General features: G+C 52.0%; 4 protein-coding genes. 3 read left to right on the top strand and 1 reads right to left on the bottom strand.

The genetic code is table 11. The annotated features are described in order from the left end of the window. Positions 1-129: 129 nt before the first annotated feature. From NB063_RS29155 to NB063_RS29165, 3 genes are all read left to right on the top strand, one after another. On the top strand, positions 130-6936 hold the full coding sequence (locus NB063_RS29155; protein ID WP_250932757.1) for a SpvB/TcaC N-terminal domain-containing protein: 6807 nt from the start codon (positions 130-132) through the stop codon (positions 6934-6936). A gap of 163 nt (positions 6937-7099) precedes the next feature. Next, positions 7100-8326 (top strand): tail fiber domain-containing protein, encoded by a 1227-nt coding sequence (locus NB063_RS29160; protein WP_250932759.1) that lies wholly within the window; start codon positions 7100-7102, stop codon positions 8324-8326. 250 nt (positions 8327-8576) lie between these two features. Then, a complete protein-coding gene (locus tag NB063_RS29165) occupies positions 8577-9686 on the top strand; it encodes a hypothetical protein (protein ID WP_250932761.1) in 1110 nt (369 codons plus the stop codon). A 244-nt stretch (positions 9687-9930) separates the two neighbouring features. On the opposite strand, the gene NB063_RS29170 is transcribed toward NB063_RS29165, so the two are convergent. Beyond that, a partial coding sequence (locus NB063_RS29170) for a DUF932 domain-containing protein (protein WP_250932763.1) occupies positions 9931-10588 on the bottom strand: 658 nt, incomplete at its 5' end.

Raw genomic sequence — 10588 nt, forward strand, 5'->3', positions numbered from 1 at the left:
AATCACGAAAATACTAGTAAGCCCGTCTGCCTGTTATGCAGGACTGTTGCCCTCCTTCTTACCACGATCACATGCCTTGCTGCAACTGCTTTACACGCTGCTGACGACAAATCTGGCGTCTCACCGAACGTGATTTCGCTTCCGAGCGGCGCGGGCTCAATCGAGGGCCTTGGCGAGTCGTTCGAGCCACAATTGAACACGGGAACGGCTGCCTACTCAATACCGATTCAGGTGCAGCCTGGTGTCGCTGGTCATGAGCCAAGTCTTTCATTGCGATACGACAGCGGCGGCGGCAATGGGATCTTAGGAATTGGCTGGAGCTTGAGTATCCCGATGATCGTTCGCCAGACGGATAAAGGCATCCCCGTCTACTCAGCTGACGGCCCGGACACTTTTCTTTTCCAGGGTGAAGAACTCGTACCGTTGTCCGACGGTACGTTCCGTTGCGAGAATGAAGAACTATTCATCCGTCTGCGCGTCATCGATAAGGAAGAAAAGCCAGTTGCGATAGACAGCCCTGCCGCCGTCGCATGGGAAGCGACGGAACGAAACGGAAAGCGAATGGTTTTCGGATTGTCGATTGCCGCGAGAGTCGTCAATCCACATGCGGTCGGAAACGACTTTCACACTGCATATTGCTGGAAGCTCCAAAAGTATATCGATACCAACGGCAATACTATCGAGTACGACTACCAGCGGCTCGATGACTCGCCGGGGACGCTTTATCCGAATCGGATTACGTTTGCCAAGTTTGGTGACCGCAAACATGAAATCGCATTTGAATACAGCCCTCCATCCGGCCAACCGGCCAGCCGCTCGGATGTTCTTGGCGATTTTCGCCCGGGATTCGAGACTCGAATTGCAAGAAGGCTGATTGCCATAAGGATACTCACGGACGGAAAACAAGTTCGCGAATACCGACTGGGATACGAACCAGATCCGATAATCGACGCTCAAGACAACGGCGACATTTCGGTCGGTGTTTCTCTGCTTCATAAGGTGACCCAGTACGACCGAGCCGGGCTCAACTTTCTGCCTCCTACACGATTCACTTATACGCAATTTCACGTGAGCGCGAAGGGACTGGCACGGACCGACGAGCATCTTGGAATCCAGCGGACAAAGGACGATACCGAGGCGAGCCTGCCACGGTTTCAGGTGATCGAACCGGGCGGGATGGCAAGAGGATGGGGCCTGGGCCTTACCGAGGTCTGTGACATCAACGCGGACGGACTACCGGAGTTTATAAGCACAGGTGTAGATAAGCAGTTTACTTATCTCAACACTGGCAAGAATCGACTAACGGCCGAAATAAGAAGCAGCGAGTTTCCCGGTCTCAGTCTGATTAGCCCGACGGTTCTCCTCTGTGATCTGGATGGCAACGGCCTTGTCGATCTGGTGAAACGTGATGCCTCACGGATCCTGTGGTTTCGCAACACTAATGGTTTCCAACACGTTACACCGCTTACGCCCGAGGCGTCGATCAAATGGGGGGCACAAGAAGTTTTCAGCGATGAGTTGAACAACCCGCCGTTCCAGTCGTTTGTTCGGCCTAACACCCGCGTTGTTGACATCAATTTCGATAAGCGCCCCGACGTCATGATAACAGTGCCTGAGGGCGCCAACTTCTTCATCAACACACCCAACGGATGGAAAGAAAAACTCGCACGACACGACAACGGTCTCCTGCCAGATGACTGGAATCACGCGGAAGGAAGATTCGATCAAATCAACCCGAAAGCCCGCCGATGTGAACTTGCCGACATGAATGGCGATCGATTGCTCGACTGGGTTTCCATATCGCGTCGTGACGGGACCATGATTCGAGTGGAGTACTGGACGAACGCTGGAGGCGGACGTTGGGAGGAGCGGCAAACGCTGACGCTCCCAAACGGAGAGCTTCCACAACTGCCCGATGTCGCTTCTGTTGAACAAGTCCGATTGATCGACGTCAATAACGATGGACTCTCCGATCTTGTTATTCCAGGTCGCGAAAGCGTCACGTTCTGGATTAACGTTTCCGGGAATCAGTGGAGCCAGCCGGTCAACCGTGATTCTCCCCCAAACCATGCTGGAAACACTGTCGTTCGCGCACTCGATTTCAATGGCAACGGAACCACCGATCTGCTTTGGGACAATAGCCGCAACCTCGATAACATCATCGACCGTAATGGAGACAGCGTTGTCGATATCCGTGACGCATTCGTCTACTTTGATTTTGTTGGCGACACGAAACCCAACCTCTTGCGCGTGATAGACAACGGTATCGGGTGTCGCACGATGATCGAATACAAGAGCAGCACGGAAGACTACGTTGCGGCCTTAGAGGCTGGCTTTCCATGGTCGTCCAAGTTGCCATTCCCCGTTCATGTGGTCAAGCGAGTTACCACCAACATTGGACTGGATCTGAATAAGGATGGTCAATCCGACGAGTACATAAGCGATTTTACTTATCGTGATGGTTACTTTGACGCTTACGAAAAGGAGTTTCGCGGTTTTGCTTTCGTGCAAAAGAATGATCGCGGCGATGAATACGATCCCGCAACCGGTAAAACGGGTACGGGCACCGGGCGCGTCAGTGGACCTTCACTTGTAACTCGATACCGATTCCATACCGGCGCACCGGATGGCGAAGACAACGATGAATATGCTGAAGCGGCCTCAGAATCTTCCGTAGCAACCGACGAAGGCACCGGAACGGGACAGCCACTTAACGCGACGTTTGTGGATGCAGGCGGTAATGAAGAGGAAGCATTGAAGGGCAAGATAATCTTTAATGAACGCATTGATCCAGCAGCGTTGAACGCTCCCGATGCCGACAACGCTTCATTTCACGCGTCGGCATACCGGGCGGCGAAATTCAGACCCTCCCAGCCTGAAGGCCAACGTTGCACACCAGACAAGTACGTATACTCTCGCGTTCGCAATAACTGGAAGGTCCGCCGCCTTTATCGTCCGGGGCCGGTGTCAAACCCTCCCGGCCGCTTCGAGGGCGTGACGGCAAAGGTCAAAAAGTCGGTATCGTTTCCTTTCGAAGCTCGAACTGAAACGGATCTTATCGAAGCGAACGAGCTTCTCCGAAAACAGATACCGGAAGCTCTCGTTCCTGAACTCTTTGGCTACAAAGTTGAATTCCCGTTTCGCGCGCCGCTAACGACAAGGATCAACCGGAACTACGACAATTACGGAAATATCGTACGTGAGTCCAACTTTGGCGTTGTTCAGAAGGAACTCGATGACGAACGAATCCTGATTACAGTTTTCGCCCACGAAGGCGATTCGCTATCAAAATGGTTGATTGATCGTCCGGCAGTTCAGCGAGTTGTGGATGAGAATAGAGCTTTTGTTTCCGAGACACGTTACTTTTACGACGGCGGCGAATTGCAGGGCTTGCCGCTGCATCATTTAGGCAGTCGTGGCCTTGTGAAGCGAATCGATAAAGTCGTCACGAAGGACCCGGCGATTCTCTTGCCGCTTGGCAAGCACGACTCTGTGAAAATTGCGCACCCGGGTGATCCCAGAAGGGATGCCGGAGCGACGGTCACTCACAGCCGCACCGCTCATGACAGGTTCGGAAACAAGATCGTAGAGCTTGACCCACTTGGTGATCCGGGCGACGTCACGTTACTTCCGGCTGTGGCGCCGATTTCGGCGACGGTCAAATCCGAAGGTGGGGGCCACGCTCGAGTATTCAACTACGACAAACTCCGACACACCTATCCTGTTGAAGAACGCATTGTCTTGGGCGAGGACAAACCCGATCTTGTCGTATCCGCCGACTGGAATCACGGCTTTGGCATGATCAATTCATTCAACAATTTCAATAAACACAATCAGGTTTTCAAATACGACTCATTCGCTCGTTTAGTGAAAATCATCAAACCTGGCGACACTGTTGATCGCCCTACTGTTCGTTTTGTTTACCAGCCAGCCGACAGCATCCGCAACGAAGTCTACGTTTATGACGAAGCTGGTAATCTGTTTGGGGGCCGGCCGCAGGTCGTTCCGGGCCCTGTCGCGAATTCCGTCGAAACACGTCACCGCGAAAACATGTCCGCCGATCCCGGATACACCACTTTTGACAGCATCGTCTATACCAGCGGGACGGGCCAGGCGATTATGAGGCTGGAGGAGGGTGAATCAGAGAACCACTGGATCGTGAATAATGCAACCGTTTTCGACCTCCGCGGCAACGGGGCAGCGGTCTACCAGCCATATTGTCGTCCCAACCGCGATTTTCATCTACCCGGTGAAGGCTGTGTCACCGTGGTAGAAGGTGAAGCCTGCCAGGTTGACGACCAGCTTCGAACTGAGAAGAAGCACGATCCGCTCGGGCGTGAACTGATCGTGAGCAACCCACCCGAGAAGTTGGGCGGTAAGCGGACGCTTCGATTGACCGAACTCTTCCCTCTTGAAGAACGTATCTACGACGAAGAGGATCTGAATTCAGCGGGAAAACACACGGGAACTCCGACGACTCGGATTCTGGACGGACTGAACCGATTGCGTCAAGTGCACGAAGTCGTTCGACTCAACGACGATGGAACCCCTGCCGACCAACTCTCCACGTGGATCACCAGGTACGAGTACAACCTTCAAGACAATCTGGTGTCCATAACGGACTCTCAAAACAACGTGCGTTGGTCTCGGTACGACGGCTTGGGTCGCAAAATATTCACGAACGATCTGAACCGGGGAGCGACGTCTTACGAATACGATGACGCCTCCAACGTGATCCAGTCCGTTGACGCAAAAATGCAACGGATTACCTACACTCACGATGGTGTGAATCGTCGCTTGACCGAAGACTATCACGATGAAGGGCGACCATTTTCGTTCAATCGGCGCTATGACTCAGGTAAGCCGATAGCGGACGACAATAAGCCGGATGTTCTCTATATCTACGATACGCCGACGAATGTTGATGACAATCTTCAGACGCGAAATACAAAAGGTCTGCTTACACATGTAATTGACTTATCCGGCGAATCCTATTTCTCCTACGATGAACGCAAACGCATCGCCTTTACCGTAAAGAAGATCCGTGATCCTCGTACTGACAAGCTTGTGAGCTACAAGTCGGAACAGCAGTACGATGCAATGGGACGCCGATTGAAGCTGCGTTATCCCGATGGGGACGAAACCCTTTTCGCGTTCAATTCTCGCAGTCTTTTAAAATCCATCACGGCGAAGGATGGACCTGCGATCGTTTCTGACTTGGAGTACACCCCCTCTGGTCGAGTTAGGTCTTGTTCGTATGGCAACGGTGTCCGCTCATCATATACGTACGACCCTCGGTTGCGTCTATCTTCACTGCAAGCAAGAAAACTGAACGAGCCGCATTTGCTTGACTACCGGTATCGATTTGACGCTGTGTCCAACATCGTCCAGATAGAAGACCAGCGACAAAAGGAGGTGATTCAAAATGGCGACCAACGCAGAAATACACAGCGTTTTGCTTACGACAATCTCTACCGACTTGGGTCGGTCGGCTATTCATTCGTACTTCCGAATCTGCCAGCTATCCCTCCGGAAATTGATTACCGATACGACCGAATCGGCAATCTGGTTTTGAAGACGGCGAACTTTGACAAGCCACTCAATGGACAGACTGCCACGAACATAGGCAAGCTCACATACGGTGGTGATGGTGGTGTCAGTGAGCGGATCGGTGCACAGATCCCGGCACCCGGACCTCACGCGTTGAATAAAGCAGAGTCTGCTGGCGTCTTCGCTTACGACCGCAACGGGAATCTTCAGAACGCTCCGGGAATCGAATGCGATTGGGATTTCAACGACCGTTTGGTAGCGATCAAACGTGAGGGCTTGCGGGCAACCTACATTTATGACTACGAAGGCCGACGAATTGTAAAAACGATTGTTCAAACGGATGGGCCGGGAAACCTAATGGCTGCAGTTGACTTCTACGTTGACGCCACGTTTGAAATTCGCCGAGATGCGGAACCAATAAAATATGTGCTAAACGGCAGCAGTAAAATCGTCCGGAAAAGTGGTGCGTTGGACGCTGGTTCGGACGTCTTCTTCCACCAAGACCATCTAGGGTCGACGACAGCATTGTCTGACGCAAACGGCAAATTAGTGCAGGAGATAAGCTACTTCCCTTTTGGCCACGTACGCAACTCTTTCATGAACGCTGGCACCGCAGGACCAGCCCGATACGGATTCATCCAAAAGGAACACGATGTCGAGTCAGGACTGGACTACTTTGAGTCGCGTTTTCTCGCTTCGCACCTGGGACGATTTGTCTCGGTCGATCCTCTCGTCAGCGATCTACCCAATGATGCTCTGCTCCGTCCTCAGACATTAAACCCATATTCTTACTCCGTAAACCGGCCAATAAGTTACCGCGATTCAAACGGAGAGTGGATTGAAACAGCTTGGGACGTAATGAGCCTGGGCATGAGTATCCGAGAGTTTGGCGTAGACCCAGGAGTACTAACGGGTATCGCAGTCGTCGCCGACACCGCGGCTGTGGTCTTGCCAGGAATTCCTGGCGGAGCAGGAGCTGCAGTGAAGTCAGTCCGCTTGGCAGAGGACGCCGCTGATCTGGCTAAAGCCAGTGACATGGTGACTTTGTACAGAGCAGTGGACAACGTGGAACTTAAGAGTATCGAAAAGCTCCACAAGTACGCTCATTCACCAAGTGGTAACCCTAAGTACTTCACTTTCACTTCCGATGAGGCCGCCGCGTACGGGAAGGCGGCGTATTACGGATTTGGAGACAGCGCATACACGATTACAAAATCGCAGATCAGGAAATCCGAAATCGATGCTTCCTGGTTCGGCAAACCAGACCTGAACAGATTCATTGAAGGCGGGGTTTCGCAAATAGCAATTCCCCCCAGCAAGAATCTTGATGCACTGTCTGTTCCGCAGATTCTAAACAAATCACCGATTGAAAACTTGCATAACTGAACCGCCATGGTGATACAAGCAGAATCGTAGACAGGGAATCAAATGTGGAGGATCGTTGTAAAAATGTTTGGGGCCATCAATGCCAGCTTCAACTTGTCGGTAAGCTTCCTCAGAGAAAATACGGGCATTTCATTCTATCCGAAATGAACACTGGAACATCACGATGAAGTATTCGAATGAGATTGTGCTTTTTCTGCTGGTTGTGATTTTGCCAGCAACACCTGGTGTTGGGGAAGAGCCCGAACACATCCTTCCGTTTCAAGGCCATTTAACTCAGCCAAAGCAGGGTAACCAAGACCGATACGAACCAGTTCCGAATGGTACATATACGGTGCTGGTCAGTTTGTATACGACGCCCGAAGGTGGCCAAGGTAAGATGTGGGGCCCAGAGCGTCACGAGGACGTACCAGTGATAAACGGGTTGGTCAATCTTCTCATTGGTTCGAAGACTCCGTTTCCTGAAGAGGCCGACTTCTTCGGTCGTATACTCTTTGTGGGAATCTCCATCGATGAAGACAACGATGCCAATACGCCTGATTTAGAATTGGTACCGAGGCAACAGTATATTCCAGCTCTTTTTGCCCAACGTGCTAAGCACGCCGGGTTGGCAGACCGCGCCACCAACGCGGATCACGCAATGCTTGCGGACAAAGCAACCCAAGCTACGAAAGCTGATAGCGCCTCCAAGGCAGACGTCGCAACACGGGCAGAAAACGCAACAACAGCTAACAATGCGACGAACGCTGACACCGCAGCTTCAGCAAAGAGGGCGGAAATAGCCGACTCCGCAGATGCTATAGCGGGCGTGAAGCTCGCGTTGGTTGATGAGCTAAGAAATCGCAAGCGATTAGTGATCAACGGTTATCCGAATGATGACAGGCCTTTGCTTCGTCTTGCGGCTTATAACACGTCAGTGACAGGCTCACTTTCTGTAAATGGAACTGTAACGGCCAAAGCAGTGTATGGTGTTTCAGAGTTGTTTGGGCCGCCGTCGGGCTTTGCTGCTGGAAGAACCTTGCACGACAGGATCGATGTCACAGGAGGTATGAATATTAAGAACGGCGGTCTAACAGTGGGTGGAAGAGGAGTTCAGTTGTCTTCTTCTCGCAAGCTCAAACGCAATATACAGAGACTCAGTTATGACGAGGCCCGCGACTCCTTGGCAGAGCTCCTCCCATCCACATTTGTACTTCTCGAATCGCAAGAACGGGAGATCGGCTTCATTGCGGAAGAGGTGCCAGCTAATTGTGGAACTCACGAGAAAGATGCCGTCAAGCTTGTGAATGTAGTGGCAGTGCTCACGCGGGTAATAAAGGAACAGCAATCACAGATCGAGACGCTAAAGCAGAAGATGCAACGGATCGAAAACGCTCGCTCTGATCGACGATAATCAGTTTGAAACGGTGAGTCGGAAGGGCAGCAAACACTTCAGGTATAGGCAGGCGTTTAGCAGTTAGTGCAAGGAAGTGTGCAACATGGGCGACATTAAGGCGATTGGCTCGTGGGAAAACCCAACTGAGGAAACTGTTGTCTGACCGAATCGGCGTGTTCTGAATCCAAGAGTGTTTGCCAAATTCACGCCACAAAAAATCTGACGTAAGGTGAAATAATGCGGGGCGGCCGCCAGAAACGTTTTTCCCGTGCAGACTTCCCGTGATAAGCTGAAAAACCAACGACACTGTCCAATTGTTGAAACAATGGAGCCTTTCCGTATGTCCTTCTTCCGTCCGACGATATTGTTTTTGTTATCGTTGACTTACTTTGCTACAGCCGTTGGTGCTGACGGGCCAAAACGACTCCTTCCGTTTCAAGGCCATTTGACTCGGCCCAAGCAGGGTAACCAAGACCGCTACGAACCCGTTCCGAATGGTACATATACTGTGTTGGTCAGTCTGTATACGACACCCGAAGGCGGCCAAGGCAAGGTGTGGGGACCAGAACGTCACGCAGACATTCCAGTGATAAATGGGCTGGCAAATCTTCTCATTGGTTCCAAGGACGCGTTTCCAAGCAACCCTGACTTCTTCGCAAAAACGGTTTTCGTTGGCGTGACCATCGATACAGACAATGACCCTGCGACCGCGGATCTAGAGCTGGTCCCGAGGCAGCAATACGTTCCCGCGTTGTATGCGCATCACGCAGGTACAGCCAATGATGCGAAAGCGATCGATGGAAATTCCTGGATCACAATAGAAGAACGATTCGAGAAACTGGAGGGTTCCGTTACGGAACTCAAGTCGAGCTTGGCAAAAATGACCACAGAACGCGATGCCGCCTTGAAGGCTGTCGCAGAGTTAAAGCGAGATCGTGAGGAGTTGCTATACCATACGGCGTCAGTGCTCATTCATCCGGTGGACCGACATGGAATTTTAGGAAACCGATATGCGTACGCAAAGTATCTTGAATTTGTTGACGACTATCCTACCGTGCCGTTCGGTGCACAAGGAAAACGAGCCGTCGCCCACCCCAAAGAGTTCTTCGAGAAGGCGAAGATTGGTCGGAGGTTCGATGAACACTTGAGTGGCTATGCCTCCCGTCCGGTGGATGACGTTAAGCGAGATAAGGGAGCATTCGGCCCCGGCTGGTCTGATTTAAGAGGACGCCTTAGCTTCGCCTACCTACTTCCACGGATCAAACCTGTCGTCCTGCAGAACCAAAATGCAAAGGGATGGAGCGATATCCTCGACTTCACGAAGAACGCAGAAGCGATAAGGCGCTGGAAGGCCGGTATTAGCAGCGATGGCCCATGATGAGTCATTCGTGCGATGTCACGACCAATAACGCTGCATCGCACACCATCTATAGTCGCCGTTTGAACTGCTGGCAATCGATCTCGACTCTCAACTCACAATGTTCAATGTACTAACACTGATTGGGCACACGCTGAAAAATCCCAACTCGAATCGAGCTGGGATTGGGAGTCCTTTCCGCAAATAGCTTCATTGCATCGTCTTGCTGGAACGAAAATTGGCTTCGTAAGCCATTCGTCGTTCGTCATGCGGCGAGAAGTGCCTGGAATTGCATCACTTCCCAAGCAGCCTTGCTGGGATAACGACGCTGGCGATCTTTCGCAACGTGAGTGTAGGCAGCCAACATCGACCATGCCGTACGATCCTCGAAGTCTTCGTAGGTTGGTTTACGCCACTCATCCAGTAAAGGACGAAGCAGTCGCGAGCCAACCAATCCCTGCTCCCAGGCACGCAGCACGATTGATTCTGCCGTTCGGTCAGGAAGTTCCCGCGTTTGCAGTTGCTCAATCCGTTGAGCTTCGAGTGTGCGGTAGTCCGTCAATTGTCCGACCGCGGTGGCAATGCCTTCACGAAACCGATCCGTGCCGAACCGAGTGTGTCGCTTGCTGATGACGATCTCGGACGCGAATGCCAGATTGTCACAAACAAACGTTCGGTTGCCGACGCAAAAGCCGATTGGAAAGCTCTTGTCATTCGAGTTTCGAATTCCGACTGAAAGGGTGACCCCGTCAGCCAGCGGCGTTGCGATGTCCAGAACACCGAAGAATCGCTGTTTTCCGTGAGATACGGAAAGCTGGTAGTTCCGGATTTCGAATCCGGCATTACCCAACGTGTCCTCGACGCCGTCCAGTACATCCTGATGGCGGACTGGAAACCACGTTTCAGTGTAACCGTCCACCAGC

Source organism: Aporhodopirellula aestuarii (genome assembly GCF_023701485.1).
Lineage (GTDB): Bacteria > Planctomycetota > Planctomycetia > Pirellulales > Pirellulaceae > Rhodopirellula > Rhodopirellula aestuarii.